This window comes from Angustibacter luteus (assembly GCF_039541115.1).
Classification (GTDB): Bacteria; Actinomycetota; Actinomycetes; order Actinomycetales; family Angustibacteraceae; genus Angustibacter; species Angustibacter luteus.
On record NZ_BAABFP010000008.1, the window covers coordinates 199,102 to 215,782 of the forward strand.

General features: G+C 72.3%; 18 protein-coding genes. 13 read left to right on the forward strand and 5 right to left on the reverse strand.

What is annotated here, in order from left to right; all coding sequences use genetic code 11:
• The first annotated feature begins 37 nt into the window (after positions 1-37).
• Both ABEB17_RS17990 and ABEB17_RS17995 read left to right on the forward strand, forming a co-directional pair.
• Positions 38-631, forward strand: coding sequence for a hypothetical protein (locus ABEB17_RS17990; RefSeq protein WP_345718127.1), 594 nt, complete (start codon positions 38-40; stop codon positions 629-631).
• Positions 628-1,146 (forward strand): YceI family protein, encoded by a 519-nt coding sequence (locus ABEB17_RS17995; RefSeq protein ID WP_345718128.1) that lies wholly within the window; start codon positions 628-630, stop codon positions 1,144-1,146. Before ABEB17_RS17990 ends, ABEB17_RS17995 begins: the two co-directional genes overlap by 4 nt.
• Here ABEB17_RS17995 and ABEB17_RS18000 read toward each other — a convergent pair.
• On the reverse strand, positions 1,115-2,536 hold the full coding sequence (locus ABEB17_RS18000) for a threonine/serine exporter family protein (protein WP_345718129.1): 1,422 nt from the start codon (positions 2,534-2,536) through the stop codon (positions 1,115-1,117). The genes ABEB17_RS17995 and ABEB17_RS18000 overlap by 32 nt on opposite strands.
• A 24-nt stretch (positions 2,537-2,560) precedes the next feature.
• On the opposite strand from ABEB17_RS18000, the gene ABEB17_RS18005 reads away from it, so the two are divergent.
• A complete protein-coding gene (locus tag ABEB17_RS18005; RefSeq protein ID WP_345718130.1) occupies positions 2,561-3,403 on the forward strand; it encodes an SGNH/GDSL hydrolase family protein in 843 nt (280 codons plus the stop codon).
• A gap of 6 nt (positions 3,404-3,409) precedes the next feature.
• Here ABEB17_RS18005 and ABEB17_RS18010 read toward each other — a convergent pair whose 3' ends face one another.
• Entirely contained in the window at positions 3,410-4,348 is a 939-nt protein-coding gene (locus ABEB17_RS18010; RefSeq protein WP_345718131.1) for a hydroxymethylglutaryl-CoA lyase, read from the reverse strand.
• Positions 4,349-4,364: 16 nt separating this feature from the next.
• A complete protein-coding gene (locus ABEB17_RS18015) occupies positions 4,365-4,940 on the reverse strand; it encodes a HEAT repeat domain-containing protein (protein ID WP_345718132.1) in 576 nt (191 codons plus the stop codon).
• A gap of 61 nt (positions 4,941-5,001) precedes the next feature.
• On the opposite strand from ABEB17_RS18015, the gene ABEB17_RS18020 reads away from it, so the two are divergent.
• Positions 5,002-5,739 carry a GAF and ANTAR domain-containing protein gene (locus ABEB17_RS18020; protein WP_345718133.1) on the forward strand — a complete coding sequence of 246 codons (738 nt, stop codon included), beginning with the start codon at positions 5,002-5,004 and terminating at the stop codon, positions 5,737-5,739.
• Here ABEB17_RS18020 and panD read toward each other — a convergent pair.
• Complete coding sequence (gene panD / locus ABEB17_RS18025; RefSeq protein WP_345718134.1) at positions 5,736-6,149, reverse strand: aspartate 1-decarboxylase; 414 nt, start codon at positions 6,147-6,149, stop codon at positions 5,736-5,738. The genes ABEB17_RS18020 and panD overlap by 4 nt on opposite strands.
• Positions 6,150-6,186: 37 nt before the next feature.
• Here panD and ABEB17_RS18030 point away from each other — a divergent pair, with 37 nt between their 5' ends.
• The 4 genes from ABEB17_RS18030 (at position 6,187) to ABEB17_RS18045 (ending at position 9,550) form a co-directional block, all read left to right on the forward strand.
• Positions 6,187-6,957 carry an MBL fold metallo-hydrolase gene (locus tag ABEB17_RS18030; protein ID WP_345718135.1) on the forward strand — a complete coding sequence of 257 codons (771 nt, stop codon included), beginning with the start codon at positions 6,187-6,189 and terminating at the stop codon, positions 6,955-6,957.
• A gap of 63 nt (positions 6,958-7,020) precedes the next feature.
• Positions 7,021-7,260, forward strand: coding sequence for a hypothetical protein (locus ABEB17_RS18035; protein WP_345718136.1), 240 nt, complete (start codon positions 7,021-7,023; stop codon positions 7,258-7,260).
• Positions 7,257-8,657 (forward strand): hypothetical protein, encoded by a 1,401-nt coding sequence (locus ABEB17_RS18040; RefSeq protein WP_345718137.1) that lies wholly within the window; start codon positions 7,257-7,259, stop codon positions 8,655-8,657. The genes ABEB17_RS18035 and ABEB17_RS18040 overlap by 4 nt, the downstream gene beginning before the upstream one ends.
• Positions 8,654-9,550 (forward strand): YhjD/YihY/BrkB family envelope integrity protein, encoded by an 897-nt coding sequence (locus tag ABEB17_RS18045; protein WP_345718138.1) that lies wholly within the window; start codon positions 8,654-8,656, stop codon positions 9,548-9,550. Before ABEB17_RS18040 ends, ABEB17_RS18045 begins: the two co-directional genes overlap by 4 nt.
• A 14-nt stretch (positions 9,551-9,564) precedes the next feature.
• Here the strand turns inward: ABEB17_RS18045 and aqpZ are convergent, their stop codons facing one another.
• The gene (aqpZ, locus tag ABEB17_RS18050; RefSeq protein ID WP_345718139.1) at positions 9,565-10,326 is read right to left on the reverse strand and encodes an aquaporin Z; all 762 of its coding nucleotides are present in this window, start codon (positions 10,324-10,326) and stop codon (positions 9,565-9,567) included.
• Between the two features lie 121 nt (positions 10,327-10,447).
• Between aqpZ and ABEB17_RS18055 the strand changes: the two genes are divergently transcribed.
• From ABEB17_RS18055 to ABEB17_RS18075, 5 genes are all read left to right on the forward strand, one after another.
• Positions 10,448-12,655: a phage holin family protein gene (locus tag ABEB17_RS18055; RefSeq protein WP_345718140.1), complete on the forward strand. Its 2,208-nt coding sequence runs from the start codon at positions 10,448-10,450 to the stop codon at positions 12,653-12,655.
• Between the two features lie 8 nt (positions 12,656-12,663).
• Positions 12,664-13,719: a lysylphosphatidylglycerol synthase transmembrane domain-containing protein gene (locus ABEB17_RS18060; RefSeq protein ID WP_345718141.1), complete on the forward strand. Its 1,056-nt coding sequence runs from the start codon at positions 12,664-12,666 to the stop codon at positions 13,717-13,719.
• Positions 13,712-15,211 (forward strand): arylsulfatase, encoded by a 1,500-nt coding sequence (locus ABEB17_RS18065; protein ID WP_345718142.1) that lies wholly within the window; start codon positions 13,712-13,714, stop codon positions 15,209-15,211. The genes ABEB17_RS18060 and ABEB17_RS18065 overlap by 8 nt, the downstream gene beginning before the upstream one ends.
• A complete protein-coding gene (locus ABEB17_RS18070) occupies positions 15,204-16,112 on the forward strand; it encodes an HAD family hydrolase (RefSeq protein ID WP_345718143.1) in 909 nt (302 codons plus the stop codon). Before ABEB17_RS18065 ends, ABEB17_RS18070 begins: the two co-directional genes overlap by 8 nt.
• Positions 16,113-16,226: 114 nt before the next feature.
• The gene (locus ABEB17_RS18075) at positions 16,227-16,625 is read left to right on the forward strand and encodes a hypothetical protein (RefSeq protein WP_345718144.1); all 399 of its coding nucleotides are present in this window, start codon (positions 16,227-16,229) and stop codon (positions 16,623-16,625) included.
• Positions 16,626-16,681: the final 56 nt, after the last annotated feature.

A 16,681-nucleotide genomic window follows, 5' to 3' on the forward strand; every position in this document is an offset into this window, starting at 1 on the left:
GTATCGCGATTCAGTGGCGCGCTGCGTACTGGCACGGATGGACCGGGCGGCGGCGGCGCGGATCGTCGTCCTCGTCGCCGGCGACCAGCCGGCACCGACCGAGGAGGTAGCCGTGTACGCGTCGTTGCACCCTTTCACCCACCAGCCCCCGGGACCGGACACCCTGCGCCCGGGCGGCCCGCCGTCCGGCCACGTCGTGCTGCGTTCCGCGGACGGGGTCCTCGACCAGGTGCTCGCCTTCTGGGAGACCTCGGGGGCCGGCTACGTGGTGGTGGACTCCCACGAGGGGATGGCGGTCGCTGAGCCGCCGACGCACGCGATGGTGCTGTGGTTCGACGGGCCGCGCAGCGCGGCCCAGGCCGCCGCCGACCAGGTCGCGGGCAGCCGGATCGCCCCGGCGGTCCAGCAGGTGCCCGGTGTGGTGCGCACCTGGGTGCTGCGGGCGGACGACCTGGGCTACCTGACCGTCTCGTTGGTGACGTCGCCGGACGTGCCGGCCGCCATCCAGGACGTGGCGATGTCGACCGAGCTGCTGCCCGGCGAGGACCCGGCCCTGCTGTCCGGACCGGACCGGATGGCGGTGCTCAGCGTCGAGCGGTGCGAGCTGCCGGCCGTGGCAGGTGCGCGATGAGCGCGTCGACAGCCACGCCGCTGCAGACCGGCACCTGGCAGGTGCAGGCGGCCGACAGCCGGGCCGGCTTCACCGTCGCGAACCTCGGCAAGACCGTCGCGGGGACCGTCCCGGTGCGCTCGGGCGAGGTCGAGGTCGACGCGTCCGGCGCCCCGCGGCGGCTGGTGGCCGAGCTGGACCTGGCGGCCCTCGACACGGGCAACGCGCGCCGCGAGAAGGACCTGCGCAAGCCGCGCTTCCTCGACCTGGACGCGCACCCGACCCTGACGTTCGTCAGCGACCGGATCAGCACCCAGCACGACGGCTGGACGGCGCAGGGCACGATCGCGGCTCGCGGCACGAGCTGCCCGCTGACCCTACACGGGACGCTGCCGGGCGAGCCGGGTCCGGACGGCCGCGTGCCGGTCGAGGCGACGGCGGTCCTGGACCGGCGCGACCTGGGCTTGAAGGCGCCCCGGCTGATGATCGGCCGTCAGGTCGGCATCACGGTGACGGCCTGGCTGCGGCTCGCCTGAGCCACCAGCGGTCGGCGGGCGCGGCGAGGACGTCGCCGAGGGCCACGCCCGCGCCGATCGCGAGGGCAGTCGCCATCGCCAGGAACAGCTGCCCGATGCCGGCCTGCGGGTCGCTGGACAGCAGGCTCATCGCCCGGAAGATCGCCAGGCCGGGCAGCAGCGTGGACAGCGCAGGCACCGAGAGCACCAGCGCGGGCGCCGTCATCCGTGCGGCGAGCAGCCGGGCCAGCAGCCCGACGACGACGGCGGCCGCGGCCGTCGCGGCGGTCGGCCCGGCCAGGTCGCTGACCCGCAGCAGCCCGTAGATCGCGTAACCGATGACGCCGATCAGCACCGGCGGCAGGACCAGCCGGCGCGGGCTGCGGTAGGCCACTGCGGTGGCCAGCGAGGCGACGGCCGCGCAGACCAGGCCGCGGACGACGTCCACCGCGGTCGTCCCGGTCAGGTCGACCACCAGGTCGAGGTCGAGCCGCTGCGCCAGCCCGAGGCCGATGGCGGTGCCCGAGATGATCGCGGCGCCGGTCAGCAGCACCTGGAGCACCCGGCCGGACGCGGTGACCGAGAAACCGAAGATCGCGTCCTCGACGGCCGCGACGAGCAGCCGCCCGGGCAGCAGGACGACGATGCCGCCGGCGATCACCGCGCCGGCGTCGCGCGGGCCGATCAGCTCGAGCTCGGCCGCCAGCACCGTGACGACGGCGGCGATCGCGGCGCCGACGAACGTGATGAAGAACGGCACCAACCGGCGGCGGCCGAGGTAGCGACCGAGCCGGTCGACTGCGACGCTGGCCACGAACGCCAGCGCCGTGGCCCGGGCACCACCGCCGACCAGCGCGCAGACCGCGGCGGCCAGCAGGCCGTAGGCGACCGACACCACCCACCGCGGCCACGGCTTGGGCCTGGTCTCGATCTCGGTCAGCCGCCGGTCGGCCTCCTCGCGCGAGCAGCGGCCGGCGACCAGGTCCGAGACGAGCCGGTAGGCGTCGGCGAGCCGGGCGTGGTCGCGGCTCTGCGTCCGGGCCACCCGCAGCAGGTTCACCGGACGCCCGCCGGCCGGCGCGTGCTGCAGCAGGATCGACTGGGCGGTGATGTCCACCTCGACGTCCGTCAGACCCATCGCCGCGGTCACCGCGATCAGGGCGGCCTCGACGTCCCGGGTGCCGGAACCGCTGCGCAGCAGCAGGTCCCCCAGCCGCAGGCCGAACTCGATGACCTCGCGGGCCTGCTCCTCCTGCGGGGCGCCCATCCGGCTCGGGTCGCGGAACGGCGTGCCGCGCAACCGGTCCACCAGCGGCACCGGACCCGTCGGCTCCTCCGAGCGCAGCCAGCGCTGCCAGGCCAGGCCCGGCTGGTGCGGCTGGCCCGACCCGCGTCCGGTGGGCTCGGTCATGGCCCCATGCTGCACGATGAGCGGGTGGACGAACGAACCGAAGAGCAAACCACGCAGGCCCCGCCGTGGACGCGCTACGTCGCGGTCGGCGACTCCTTCACCGAGGGGATGGAGGACGTCGGCGAGGACGGCGCGTACCGGGGCTGGGCGGACCGGCTGGCCCACCAGCTGGCCGGCGGGCGCGCGGCCGCGGACCCGACCGGCGGCGCCATCGAGCCGCTGCGGTACGCGAACCTCGCCGTCCGTGGCCGGCTGCTCGGCCAGATCGTGCAGGAGCAGGTCCCGGCGGCGATCGAGCTGGGCGCCGACCTGGTGAGCCTGGTGGGCGGCGGCAACGACGTGCTGCGTCCGGGCAGTGACCCGGACCGGCTCGCGGCCCGGCTCGAGGCCGCGGTGGTCGACCTGCGGGTCAGCGGGGCCGACGTCCTGCTGGCCACCCCGGTCGACCCGGTGCAGTCCCCGCTGATCAACCTGACCCGCGGCAAGGCCGCGGTGTTCGCCGCCGCGATCTGGACGATCGCCCGCCGGCACCAGACGTACGTGCTGGACCTGTGGGGCATGAAGGCGTTGCAGGACAGGCGGTTGTGGGCTCCCGACCGGATCCACCTGACCAGTGAGGGCCACCAGCGGGTGGCACTGCACGCCGCCGAGGTGCTGGGGCTGGCCGGCGACGGGAGCTGGGCCATCCCGCTGCCGCCGGCCCAGGCCCGGGACCGGCGCACCGCCCTGCGCGAGGACGCCCAGTGGCTGCGCCAGTACGTCGGCCCCTGGGTGGGTCGCCGGCTGCGCCGGCAGTCCTCCGGCGACACCGTGCAGCCGAAGCGGCCGACGGCCGAGCCGCTACCGCTGGTGGACCGGGACAGCTGAACGCGGTCAGCCCAGGGCGCGGACGGCGTTCGACGGGCTCGGGCGGCCCATCAGCCCGGCCAGCCAGACGCTGGTCGCGACGAGCTTCGGCAGGTCGACGCCGGTCTCGATGCCCAGGCCGTGCAGCTGCCACACGAGGTCCTCGGTGGCCAGGTTCCCGGTCGCGGACATGGCGAACGGGCACCCACCGAGCCCACCCGCCGAGGAGTCCACCGTCGTGATGCCCTGTTGCAGCGCGATCAAGGTGTTGGACAGCGCCTGGCCGTAGGTGTCGTGGAAGTGCACGGCCAGGGCCTCGCGCGGCACCCCGGCGGCCGCCAGGCCGTCCAGCAGCCGCACGACCTGACCGGGAGTGGCCACCCCGATCGTGTCGCCGAGCGAGATCTCGTGGCAGCCCTGCTCGCGCAGCGCGAGGACGACGTCCACCACCGCGGCGGCGTCGACGTCCCCCTCCCACGGGTCGCCGAAGCACATCGACACGTACCCGCGGACGGAGCGGCCGGCGGCCAGCGCACCCTCGACGACCTGGCCGGACATGGCGAGCGCCTCGTCCCGGGAGGCGTTCAGGTTCTTGCGCGCGAAGGACTCGGTGGCGCTGACGAACACGGCCAGCTCGGGGACGTCGCGGGCCAGCGCCCGCTCGAGCCCGCGCGCATTGGGCACGAGCACCGGGGCCCGCACCCCGGCCAGCTCGCCGGTGGACAGCGGGCCGAGCAGGTCCAGCAGCTGCTCGGCGTCCGCCAGCTGCGGCACCCACCTGGGGTGCACGAAGCTGGTCAGCTCGACCGCGCGCAGCCCGCTGGCCACCAGCCGGCGGACCAGCTCGGCCTTGACCTCGACCGGGACGACCTCGGACTCGTTCTGCAGGCCGTCGCGGGCGCCGACCTCGTAGATGCTGACGCGCTCGGGCAGGCCGGGGATCGGGGTCACCTGGGGCTCTCGCACCCGCCGACCCTAACGCTCACCACCGGTCCAGCCGCTCCTGCAGCCGGCGCACCGCGAGCTCGGCGGCCCGGTGCACGGCCGGGTCCTGGTCGTCCTGGGCGTCCCGGGCGGCGTCCAGCGCCTCGACCTCGCCGACCAGCCCCAGCGCGCGGACGGCGGCCGCCCGCACCCGCGGCACGTCGTCCTCGACCAGCGGGAGCAGTGCCTCGCCGGCCTGCCCGAGCTCGCGGCGGGCCACGACCTTGGCGGCCATCTCGCGCACCCGCCAGGCCGGGTCGGCCAGCGCGCAGACGACCGCCGGCACCAGCTCGAGGACCGCGTCGTCCCAGGCGTGCAGCAGGGCGCGGGCCGCCCAGGTGCGGGCCCAGTACTCCTGGTCGTCGGCGACCCGAGCGGGCTGGCCGAGCAGCCAGGTGGCGTGCGGACCGCCCAGCCAGGTCAGGGGCGGCTGCGCCGGGTCGTCGTAGGCGACGTCCCCGGTCAGCAGTCCCGCGCACCAGCGGAGCACCACGGGGGCCCCCAGCTGCTGCTCGGCCAGCTCGACGCGTTGACGCGGCGAGAGGCCGCGCCCGTCGTCCGGCAGACCGTCCACGGGAGGGACGCTAGCGAGAAGCGGGTGACACAGCACCCGCCGCACGGTGCACACTGGCCCCGTGACCGAGCACGACGAGCAGCAGCAGCGCTACCAGGGGCTCGACCCCGAGGGCAGCGGCGAGATCGCGACGAGCTTCGCGGACCTCGCCCGAATCGTGCACTCCAGCCCAGGGATGGATGACGTCTGCCGGGCCATCGTCGACGCTGCGCCGCAGCTCGTCGAGGGCTGCGACCACGCCAGCATCATGGTCAAGGAGAGCAAGGGCTACCGCACGATCGCCGCCTCCGACGAGATCGGGGCGAAGATCGACGCCATGGAGCGCGAGGTCGAGGACGGGCCGTGCGTGGACGCCATCGAGAACGACGCGTACCAGCTGGACTCCGACATCGCGACCGCCTCGCAGTGGCCGTCCCTCGCGGCCCGGGTGCTGGCGGAGACCCCGGTCCGGGGCATGGCGGGCTTCCGGCTGCTGGTCGACGGCCGCAAGAGCGGGGCGCTGAACCTGTTCTCCAACACCGCCGGCGCCCTGACCGCCGACTCCGGCGACACCGGCGCCATCCTGGCCGCGTTCGCGTCCGTGGCGATGGGCGCCTCCGCGCACCACGAGCAGGCGACCACGATGGCCGAGGGCATCTCCAGCAACCGTGAGATCGGCACCGCGATCGGACTGCTGATGGCGGCGCACGGGCTCACCGCCGACGAGGCGTTCGCGACGCTGCGCAAGGCATCCTCGCTGATGAACCGCAAGCTGTCGTCGATCGCCCGGGAGATCGTCGAGCGCGGGCCGGACTCCTAGCCAAGCAGGCCCGAGGTGATCAGGCCGTGGCCGGCGGGCACCGCGGCCGGGTCCGCACCGACGTCCACGACCCGGTTCTCGGCGTCCACGAACACCACGTCCGGACGGCGCCCGCGGGCCTGCGCGTCCTCCAGCAGCCCGTAGGCGATGACGATCACGACGTCGCCGCGGTGCACGAGGTGCGCGGCCGCGCCGTTCACGCAGACCACGCCGCTGCCGCGCTCGCCCTCGATCACGTACGTGGTCAGCCGGGCGCCGTTGGTGACGTCGACGACGTCCACCTGCTGGCCGGGCAGCAGCCCGGCCGCGTCCATCAGGTCGAGGTCCAGGGTCAGCGAGCCCACGTAGTGCAGGTCCGCATCCGTCACGGTCGCTCGGTGGATCTTGCCCAACAGCATCGGCCGCAGCATGGGGCGAGGTTACCGGGCGGCCTGCCACACTGATCGGGTGGACCCAGCGGAGCCGACGACGGTCACCTGGTGGGGTCACGCGTTCGTGGCGCTGACCATGGACGGCACGACGATCCTGATGGACCCGTTGCTGCGCACCCGGATCGGGCCGCTGCACAACACCGGCCCGGTACCGGACGTCGCCACCCTGGGCCGGGTCGACGCCGTCCTCATCTCGCACCTGCACCGCGACCACCTGGACCTGCAGTCGCTGCGCCGGCTGCCGCGCGGGGTCACGCTGGTGGTGCCAGAGGGAGGTGCCGACCTGGTCCGTCGACGCACCGGGCACACCGTGCGCGGGGTGCGGCCGGGTGCCCAGGTGGACGTCGGCGCGCTGCAGGTCAGCGCCACCTACGCCGACCACGACCCGCGGCGGGGCAAGGGCCAGCTGCAGTCCGACCCGCTCGGCTTCGTCATCGCCGGCAGCGACCGCGTCTACTTCGCCGGTGACACCGAGTCGTTCGACGGGATGCGCCGGCTCGGCCCGCTCGACCTGGCGCTGCTGCCCATCGGCGGGTGGGGTTTGACCCTGGCGGAGGGGCACATGGACCCCGAAGAGGCGGCGCAGGCCATCGGGTTGCTGCACCCGAGCTACGTGGTGCCGATCCACTACGGCGACCTGCGCATCCCCGTCCTCTGGCGGTGGCGGGCGGCCCGCCGGGCCCACGCGGCCGCCGGCTTCGCGGCCCTGGCCCGGGAGGCGTACGCCGGGTGCACCGTCGTGGGGCTGGCGCCCGGCGAGAGCTGGGACCTCCCCCGACACGGGTGATGCGCAGGTGACCCGCGCGTCGGATCGTCGTCGGTGACGGCGGACCGGACGCGGAGGCATCGCATGAGCGAGTACGTGATCAGCGTGGCGGGTCCGCTGTCCGACGACCTGATGAGCGCCTTCCCCGGCCTGTCGCGTCGGCAGGTCCCGGTGCACACCATGCTGTCCGGTGAGCTGCCCGACCAGTGCGCACTGCAAGGGGTGATCAACCACCTCGACCGGCTCGGCGTCGAGATCATCGAGATCCGTCAGCTGCCACCCAGCCACCATGGGCGCGTCGCGAGCTCGGGACCGGCGGCATGAGCGACGACGGCAAGCCTGCGGCCGGCCCGAAAGACGCAGAGGTCGCACGCCTGCAGCAGCAGGTCCAGGACCTGCAGCGCCAGCTGGACGAGCGACCCGCGGGGCTCGACCAGACCACGCCGATCGCCGTACCGCCTCGACCGGGCCGGCTGTCCGGCTGGTGGCGCCCTCCGGTCGTCGTGGTGCTGCTGATCATCGCGACGGTCTGCGCCCCGGCCGCCGTGGTGGCACGCTGGACCAGCCACGAGCTCGGCGACACCGACACCTACGTGCAGACGGTGGCACCGCTCGCCTCCGAACCCTCGGTCCAGGCCGCCATCACCGACCAGGTGACGAACGCGATCTTCACCCGGCTGGACGTCAAGGCGATCACCAGCCAGGCCGTGCAGGCGCTGGAGGCGCAGGGACTGCCGCCGAACATCGCCACCGCCCTCACCGCGCTGAGCGGCCCGCTGTCCAACGGTGTCGAGAGCTTCGTGCACGACCAGGTGGCCAAGATCGTTGCGACCCAACAGTTCCAGGACGCCTGGACGGCCGCGAACCGCGAGGCGCACGCCCAGCTGGTCGCCGTCCTGACCGGCGACCAGAGCGGAGCCGTCACCGTCCAGGACGACAACGTCTCGGTGAACCTCGCCGGGGTGATCGACGCGGTGAAGGCCAGCCTGTCCGCCCAGGGCTTCTCGATCGTCGACAAGCTGCCCACGGTGAACGCGTCGTTCGTGGTGCTGGAGGGCGCGGACATCAGCCGGGCGCAGCGGGTGTTCTCGTTGCTCGACACCCTGGCCACTGCGCTGCCGGTGCTGGGCATCCTGTGCCTGATCGCAGCCGTGGCGATCTCGCGGCACCACCGGCGCACCCTGATGGTGGGCGCGCTGTGCATCGCGGTGAGCATGCTCGTGCTGGGGGCCGGGCTGAACCTGGCCCGCCCCTACTACCTGGACGCGCTGCCGTCGGCCATCCCGCAGGACGCCGGAGGCGACATCTTCGACACGATCACCAGCACGATCCGGACCAACCTGCGCGCGGTGCTGGTGCTGTTCCTGATCATCGCGGCCGCGGCGTGGGCCACCGGCTCCTCGGCGCCCGCGGTGGCGACCCGCAGCGGACCGTCCCGCGGAGCGGCGGCGCTGCGTGAGGGCGGTGCGCGGCACGGGATCGACGCCGGCCCGGTCGGCCGGTTCGTCGGCCGCTTCCGGACCCCGCTTCGGTTGGCGGTCGTGGGGTTGTGCGCGTTGGTCTACGTCGTGAAGGACCACCCGTCGGCCGGGTTCACGATCGTGCTGACCATCGTCCTCGTCGTCCTGATCGGCATCATCGAGCTCCTCGCCGCGCCCGTCGCCGACGACGACGTCAGCTCCGGGTCCCTGCCGCCGAGCGCGCCGCCGTCCACGGCGTGAGCGAGCCGCTCGACACCACGGTTGGCCGTCCGGAGGCCAACCGGCCACTGTGGACCAAGCCGCTCGACAAGGTCGCGCAGCGCCAGGACCGGATCGGTGCGCTGGCCCGCTGGCTGGCCGACTCGTTCGTCCTGGGCTGCCTGCTGAGGTTCGTGCGGATCAACGGCCGCGACCGCATCCTGGTGATGGCCTCGCAGGCGTTCACCGCGATGATCCCGCTGCTGATCGTGATCAGCAGCTTCTCGTCCGACAACGACGCCCTGGCCGACGGCATGGTCGAGCGGTTCCACCTGAGCGGCAACGGCGAGAGCGCGATGCGCGTGCTGTTCACCCGGCCGGCCAACGCCGCCAGCGCCCTGACCCTCGTCGGTCTCGTGGTGCTCTTCTACTCGACGATGGCGCTCGCCCGCTACGTGCAGCGCACGTACCAGTCGGCGTGGGACCTGCCGCCGGTCGGCATCGTCGGCACCCTGAACAGCGTGCTCGGGCTGGCGCTGCTGATCGGGCAGGTCGTGTTCCTGTCGTGGCTGTCCGGGCTCGTGGGCGAGCTGCGCGGCCACCAGGGCGTCGTCATCCTGATGCACCTCGCCATCGCCAGCGTCCTGTGGCTGCAGGTGCAGTACCTGCTGCTCAGCCGCCGGGTGCCGCGCCGGGCGCTGGTGCCGGGGTCGATCACCGCAGCGGCCGGGCAGGCGGTGGTGAGCATCTACTCGGCCACCTGGATGCCGCACATCGTCTCGCTGAACTCCGTGCGGTACGGCGTCATCGGCGTCACGTTCGCCCTGCTCACCTGGCTGATCGTGGTCTGCGCCGGCGTCGTCGCGGCCGCCGTGGTGTCAGCGGAGTGGGCGCAGCGCGCCGAGCTCGTCCCGCACCGGATGCCGCGGGTCTGAGCCGGGGGCGGCGCTCAGGCCTCCGATGCCTCCTGCAGGCTGGCCGGCGCCTCGCGACTGCCGAGCAGCGGTCCGTAGATCGCGCCGGCGATCAGCGCTCCCACGATCGGGGCCACCCAGAAGAGCCACAGCTGCCCGAGGGCCCAGCTGCCGGCGAAGAACGCGACGCCGGTGGACCGCGCAGGGTTCACCGAGGTGTTGGTCACCGGGATCGTCACGAGGTGGATCAGGGTCAGCGCGAGGCCGATCGCCAGCGGCGCGAAGCCGCGCGGTGCCCGGGTATCCGTCGCACCCAGGATGACCAGGACGAAACCAGCGGTGAACACGACCTCCACCACCGCGCAGGCGAGCAAGGCGTAGCCCCCCGGGGAGTGGTCGCCGTACCCGTTGGCCGCGAAGCCGCTGGCCTTGGCGCTGAAGCCCTCCTGGCCGTTGGCGATGACCAGCAGCACGGTCGCTGCCGCGGTCGCCGCCACGACCTGGGTGACGACGTAGACGGGCACGTCCCTCCAGGCGAAGCGCTTCGCCACCGCGAGGCCGATGGTCACGGCCGGGTTGAAGTGCCCGCCGGACAGGTGGCCCACCGCGTAGGCCATCGTCAGCACGGTCAACCCGAAGGCCAGGGACACCCCGGCGAAACCGATGCCCAGGTGGACGCCGTCGCCGTTGACCACGCCGGCGGCGAGGACGGCGGAACCGCAGCCACAGAGGACGAGCCAGAACGTGCCGAACGCCTCGGCCGCTACCCGGTGTCCCGTGGTGATCGTGTCCGACATCGACGCTCCTCTGGGTGGGGGTAGTGACTGTCCGCAGCCGACGCTAGGCAGCCAGCAGCGGTGATCGCCTCACCCGTCTCGGGCGAGATGCGCGGCGCCCGGCCGTGCCACGCTGAGCACGATGACGACCGCGCCGGCACCGGCTGCCGGTGGCGAGCAAGCCTCGACCACCACCGGCCGATGGCGGCTGGCCCGGTCCCTGCTGCACTCCATCCGCTGGACCGTCGGCTCGCTCTTCCGCTTCCTGCTCACCTGGGTGATCGGCACGGCGATCCTCGCCATCATCATCCGGATCGTGCCGGGGATCAGCGCGGACGACGGCTGGGACATCGCGATCGCCGTGGTCCTCGTCGCGGCCGCGACCATCGTCCTGCGCCCGGTGCTGGCCGCACTGGCCGTGGCGATGTCGTGGTTCGGCATCGTGGTCGTCGGCTTCTTCGCCCAGGCCCTCATCGTCTGGGTCGGGCTGGAGCTGTCGCCGGGCATCCACGTCGACGACTTCGGCTCGGCACTGCTCGCCTCGTGGTTGTACGCGATCCTCGGGGCGCTGGGGTCGTGGCTGATGCTGGTGGACGACGACTCCGCCCTGCTGGCCCACGTCGTGCGGTCCGCGCAGCCGGGCTGGTTCGCCCGGTGGCGGGCGAAGCGCCAGGGCATCACCTTGCCGACTCCTGGTGCGGACGGGCTGGACGGGGTGGTGTTCGTCCAGCTGGACGGCATGCCCTGGCCGGTGCTGCAGCTGGGCGTCGCGTCCGGCGACATGCCCACGATCAGCCGCTGGGTGCGCTCGGGCAGTCACGCAATGCGCGAGTGGACCGCCGCCGTCCCCTGCACCACCCCGATCTCCCAGGCCGGCATCCTGCACGGCAACAACGACAACATGCCCGCGTTCCGCTGGTACGAGAAGGACTCCGGGCGGTTGCTGGTCGCGAACCGGCCGGCCGACGCAGCCGAGATCGAGAGCCGGGCCAGCAACGGTCTCGGCCTGCTCGCCGACGACGGCTGCTCGATCAGCAACCTGTTCTCCGGTGACGCGGAGATCAACATGCTCTCGATGGCCGGCATGTCCGAGGGCAAGCGCGGGCTCGGCCCGTCACGCAGCTACGCCTCGTTCGTGCTGCACCCGTTCGGCTTCGCCCGGGCCTTCTTCCTCACCATCGGGGAGATCGTCAAGGAGCTGCACCAGGGATGGTTGCAGGGCAAGCGTGGGATCGAGCCCCGGATCCACCGGCACGGCTCGTACGTCCTGCTCCGGGCCGCGACGAACGTCATGCTGCGCGACCTGAACATGGCGCTGGTGGCCGAGCAGATGGTGCTCGGCCGGCGCGCCGTCTACGTCGACTTCGTGGACTACGACGAGATCGCGCACCACGCCGGCCCGCTGCGCCCCGAGTCGATCGCGTCCCTCGTCGGCCTGGACCGGGTGCTCAACAGCCTGGAGCGGGTGGCCAGCCAGGTGAACCGGCGCTACCACTTCGTGCTGCTGTCCGACCACGGCCAGAGCCAGGGGCCGACGTTCCTGCAGAAGTACGGGAAGTCGCTGGAGGACGTCGTGACCGACCTCGTCGGCTCGACGGACACGGTCGCCGTCACCTCCTCGATCGAGGGCTGGGGCCCGGTCAACGCGTTCCTCACCGACCTCACCCAGCAGACCGGGGTCGCTGCGAACTTCGCCCGGCGCAGCCTGTCCAAGCGTTCCCAGGACGGCGACGTCGGCCTCGGCCCGGCCGACCGCGAGGTCGCGGCCGCCACCTCGGACAGCGAGCAGCGACCCGAGCTCGTCGTGGTCGGCTCCGGCAACCTCGGCCTCGTCTGGTTCGCCCGCGAGCCCGGCCGGCTCACGCTCGAGGACCTGGAGGAGCTGCACCCCGGCCTCGTGGGCGCGCTCGCCAACCACCCAGGAGTCGGCTGGCTGCTGGTGCAGAGCGCGGCGCACGGACCTGTCGTGGTGGGGGCGAACGGTCTGCGCCAGCTCGTCGACGGGACCGTCGAGGGCGTGGACCCGCTGGCCCCGTTCCCCGCGACCGCAGGTCCGGACCTGTTGCGGCTGGCCGAGTTCGGCAACGCGGCCGACCTGTTCGTCGGCAGCGCCTTCGACCCCATGACGATGGAGGTCTCCGCGTTCGAGGAGCTCGTCGGCTGCCACGGCGGCCTCGGCGGCTGGCAGACCCGGGCGATGCTGGTGCACCCGGCGGAGTGGCCGCTCACCGAAGCCGAGCACCTGCACGGCGCGCCGACGCTGCACCGTCAGCTCGTGCGCTGGCTCGAGGACCTCGGGCACCGCACCGAGCTGCCCGAGAGGCAGCCGGCCCCCCACGACGTGGTCTGAGCGGTGGCATGAGCGAGCGGTCCGGACGTCGTCACCTGGCCTACCAGCTCGGCAAGCAGGCGGCTGCGCTGCTGGTCTGCGGGGTCAGCCTGTACATCGTCCTGCCCAGCCTGCTCACCGTGTTCGGCGCCTGGCCGGAGCTCGGTGACGTGAAGCCCTACTGGTTCGTGGCGATCGTCGTCCTGGAGTCGCTGAGCATGGCCCTGCTGTGGCTGCTGCTGCGGATCTCGCTGGCGACGAAGAACTGGACGGACGTCGCGCTGTCCCAGCTCGCCGGGAACGCCGCCACCCGGGTGATCCCGGGCGGCGCGGCGTCCGGTGCCGTCGTCCAGGGCGGGCTGCTGGTGCGCGCCGGGATGGACACCGGGCGGGTGGCCACGGCGCTGGCCGCCTGCGGGCTGCTCACCACGGGCGTCCTGCTGGCGCTGCCGGTGCTGGCGATCCCGGCCGCCTTCCTCGGGCCACCGCTGGCGCACGACCTGCAGCTGGGGCTGGAGTTCAGCCTGGTCGTGGCGGGGCTGCTCGTCGGGCTCGGCTACGCGTTGCTGAAGTGGGACCGGTTCGCCCGTGGCGCCTTCTACCTCGTCGGCCGACTCGTGGCGCTCGTGCGACGCAAGTCCCAGCCGGCCCGGACCGCCAAGCGGCTGGTCGCCGAGCGCGACCAGGTGGCGGCGGCGCTCGACAAGCGATGGATCCGCGCGCTGACCAGCGCGGCGGCCAGCCGGATGGCCGACTACGCGGTCCTGGTCGCGGCGCTCATCGCCGTCGGAGCCCAGGTGCGCCCGTCCCTCGTACTCGTCGCGTACGTCGCCGCCATGGCGCTGGGCATGATCCCGATCACCCCGGGCGGCGTGGGCATCGTCGAGGCCGGCCTGACCGGCTTCCTGGTCTTGGCGGGCGTACCGTCGGACCAGGCCGTCGTCGGCACGCTGCTCTACCGCCTCGCGTCGTTCTGGTTCCCCATCCCGGTGGGGCTGCTGGCCTGGCTCATCGCGCGGTTGCGCGGGCCGGGCTCGCTGTCCGGCAGACATCTCGCAACCAACCAAGGAGGAGCGCGTGCCTGATACCCCGAACATCCTGATCATCTGGGGTGACGACATCGGCCAGAGCAACCTGAGCTGCTACAGCGACGGAGTCATGGGCTACCGCACACCCAACATCGACCGCATCGCGGACGAAGGGGTGCGGTTCACCGACTACTACGGCGAGCAGAGCTGCACGGCGGGTCGGGCGGCGTTCATCACGGGCCAGAACCCCTACCGCACCGGGCTCACCAAGGTCGGCCTACCCGGCGCAGACCTCGGCCTGCGCGCCGAGGACCCGACCATCGCCACCGCGCTGAAGGCGCGCGGCTACGCGACCGGCCAGTTCGGCAAGAACCACTTCGGTGACCGCGACGAGTTCCTGCCCACGATGCACGGCTTCGACGAGTTCTTCGGCAACCTGTACCACCTGAACGCCGAGGAGGAGCCCGAGCTCGACGACTACCCGACACCGGAGGAGTTCCCGGACTTCCGGAAGAACTTCGGCCCGCGCGGCGTGCTGCACAGCTGGGCCAACGGCGATGGGACGCAACGCATCGAGGACACCGGGCCGCTGACCAAGGAGCGGATGAAGACCATCGACGACGAGATCGTCCCCGAGGCCCTGCGGTTCATGACCGACGCCAAGGCGAGCGACACCCCGTTCTTCGTCTGGCTGAACACGACCCACATGCACTTCCGGACGCACATCAAGGACGGCAGCCGCGGCAAGGCCGGACGCTGGCAGTCCGAGTACCACGACACGATGGTCGACCACGACGAGCTGGTCGGCTCGGTGCTGGACTTCCTGGACGAGCAGGGGCTGGCCGACGACACGATCGTCATGTACTCCACGGACAACGGACCGCACATGAACTCGTGGCCGGACGCCGGGATGACGCCGTTCCGCAACGAGAAGAACTCCAACTGGGAAGGTGCCTTCCGGGTGCCGGCGGTGGTCCGCTGGCCAGGGCACATCCCGGCCGGGACGGTGCTGAACGGCATCGTCAGCCACAACGACTGGTTCGTCACGCTGCTGGCCGCCGCGGGCGACACGGACGTCGCCGATCGGCTCAAGGTCGGAGCCGACCTGAGCGGGACGACGTACAAGGTGCACCTGGACGGGCACAACCAGCTCGACTACATCACCGGCGCGAGCGACACCAGCGCGCGCAAGCACTTCTTCTACGTCTCGGACGACGGCGACCTGACCGCCATGCGCTACGACAACTGGAAGTTCGTCTTCCTCGAGCAGCGCGCCACGGGCACGCTGCAGGTGTGGATCGAGCCCTACACCGAGCTGCGAGTGCCGAAGCTGTTCAACCTGCGCACCGATCCCTACGAACGGGCGGACCTCACCTCGAACACCTACTTCGACTGGGTTCTCGACCACATCTACCTGTTCATCCCGGCCCAGGTGTACGTCGGGCAGATGATGAGCACGCTGGTCGAGTTCCCGGCGCGGCAGACGCCGCCGAGCTTCAGCATCGACCAGATGATGGACAAGCTGAGGGCAGGTGCCGGGAGTGCCTGAGCAGCTGCCGTCGTGGCGTCCCGGGGTGACCCGGGACGCTGTGACGGCTTTCCTGGACGCGGCCGCGGCAGTTCCGGTTGCCGAGCGCGTGGCGTGCTTCGACAACGACGGCACGCTGTGGTGCGAGAAGCCGACCTATGCCCAGCTGGACTTCTTCATCGACGCCCTGAAGTCCCGGCTCGGCCAGGACCCGAGCGTGGCGAAGGTCCCGGAGTTCGCCGCGCTGCTCAGCGGTGACCGAGCGGCCATCGGCGAGATCGGGCTGGAGCGCATCGCGTTGGCGCTCGGTGGCCTGTTCGAGGGGTTGGAACCGCACGAGTTCCTGTCCCGGGCTCAGGCGTTCATGGACAGCGCGATGCACTCCACGCTGCATCGCCCCCTGCGCACCAACGTCTACCAGCCGATGCTCGAGCTGATGGGGGAGCTGCGACGGTTGGACTTCACGGTGTCCGTCGTCACCGGTGGGGGCACTGAGTTCGTGCGCGCGATCAGCGAGGACCTGTACGGCGTCCCACCCGAGGCCGTGGTGGGGACCTTGGTCGAGTACGAGTTCAGCCGCGCCGAGAGCGGCTCACCTCGCCTGCGACGCACCGCCCGGGTCACCGGTGGCGCCAACGAGGGCAGCACGAAGGTCGGCAACATCCAGACCCAGCTGGGGCGTCGTCCGATCTTCGCCGCGGGCAACTCCGGCGGGGACCGCGAGATGCTCGAGTGGGCGGTCTCGGGCGACGGCCCGTCGCTGGCGCTGCTGGTGAACCACGACGACGCCGAACGCGAGTTCAGCTACGTCAGCTCGGCCGAGACGTTCGCCGAGCCGGAGCCCATCACGGACGTCGGACGTCGACTGGGGTGGACCGTGGTCAGCATGGCTGACGACTGGGACACGATCTTCCCGGGATGAGTCTCAGTGGATGACGCGGTGGCGGAGGACCACGTGCTCGGCCTCGCGCCGCTGCCTCGGCCGGTCGTTCGGAAATGGCCCATCACCCGGTGGGCGCCACGGCACGGGTGGGCGTTGGCCAGCGGGACGCGGCGCACCTTCGCCTGCGCCACGCTGGTCCTCGCGCCAGTCCTGTTCCTCGGCCCGTTCTGGTACGGGTGGCTGGCGTGGGTGGCCGCGACGCTGGGTCCGCCGGCGTACTACTCGCTGGCCCGCGTGCTGCGTCCGACCACGGGGCGCGCCGGTGTCGCGCCGGACGAGGAGCTGCTGCTGCTGGACAACGCAAGGCACCTGATGGCCGCCACTGCGACGGCGTTCGCGACGCCCGTGCTGGGGTACTTCCTCTCCCAGCGGGCGCGGTGGCCCGATGCGACGAACTGGCCAGCCGAGCTGTTCCTGTACCTCGGGGTGCCCGCCCTGACCATGGGCCTCGTCACGCTGGTCTGGGGCGCCGTTACCCGGCTGCGGCGCTGAACCCCGGGTCCTCCGGGGGGCTTGCCAGTTATCCACAGATTCGGTTGGTACGTCTG

Excerpts from the sequence above, each read along its gene's own strand:
- ABEB17_RS17990 (WP_345718127.1), top strand. The coding sequence starts at position 38 with ATGGACCGGGCGGCGGCGGCGCGGATCGTCGTCCTCGTCGCCGGCGAC.
- ABEB17_RS17995 (WP_345718128.1), top strand. The coding sequence starts at position 628 with ATGAGCGCGTCGACAGCCACGCCGCTGCAGACCGGCACCTGGCAGGTG.
- ABEB17_RS18000 (WP_345718129.1), bottom strand. The coding sequence starts at position 2,536 with ATGACCGAGCCCACCGGACGCGGGTCGGGCCAGCCGCACCAGCCGGGC.
- panD (WP_345718134.1), bottom strand. The coding sequence starts at position 6,149 with ATGCTGCGGCCGATGCTGTTGGGCAAGATCCACCGAGCGACCGTGACG.
- ABEB17_RS18035 (WP_345718136.1), top strand. The coding sequence starts at position 7,021 with ATGAGCGAGTACGTGATCAGCGTGGCGGGTCCGCTGTCCGACGACCTG.
- ABEB17_RS18040 (WP_345718137.1), top strand. The coding sequence starts at position 7,257 with ATGAGCGACGACGGCAAGCCTGCGGCCGGCCCGAAAGACGCAGAGGTC.
- aqpZ (WP_345718139.1), bottom strand. The coding sequence starts at position 10,326 with ATGTCGGACACGATCACCACGGGACACCGGGTAGCGGCCGAGGCGTTC.
- ABEB17_RS18055 (WP_345718140.1), top strand. The coding sequence starts at position 10,448 with ATGACGACCGCGCCGGCACCGGCTGCCGGTGGCGAGCAAGCCTCGACC.
- ABEB17_RS18060 (WP_345718141.1), top strand. The coding sequence starts at position 12,664 with ATGAGCGAGCGGTCCGGACGTCGTCACCTGGCCTACCAGCTCGGCAAG.